Genomic DNA, 402 nt, shown 5'->3' on the forward strand with positions numbered 1-402 from the left:
CTGGCGCTGTCGCCATGGACGGCAGCGGACGCAACTCGCCTTTCGCCGCCGCCCTGCTGCGCCACATCGCCGAGCCCGGCCAGCGCCTTCGCCGAGCGCGTGGTGGCGGTGCGGCTGAGACTGCGGGCAAACGGATTGTTGCGGCAGGCATCGAGAAACACCAGGCTGACCTTGGTCTGCTGTTCCATGATGTCGAGGACTTCGTCGATCGGCACTGCTTCGAGCTGCAACTTGACGGGCACGTCCAGCCTGGCGTCGACCGGCACGATGTAGTTGCGCCCGTCGACCTGCAGGCCGTGGCCGGCATAGTAGAAAAGCCCGACGCCGGCGCCCTGGAGCGCATCGGAAAACGCGCCGATGCTGCGTTCGAGTTCACGCTTGCCGAGATCATTGCCCTCGATC

Annotated in this window: 1 protein-coding gene; it reads right to left on the reverse strand. The window is 66.2% G+C overall.

What is annotated here, in order from left to right; genetic code table 11:
• A partial coding sequence (locus EN906_RS37070; protein WP_245484431.1) for a caspase family protein occupies positions 1 to 402 on the reverse strand: 402 nt, incomplete at both ends.

The organism is Mesorhizobium sp. M7A.F.Ca.CA.004.06.1.1 (assembly GCF_003999135.1).
Lineage (GTDB): Bacteria > Pseudomonadota > Alphaproteobacteria > Rhizobiales > Rhizobiaceae > Mesorhizobium.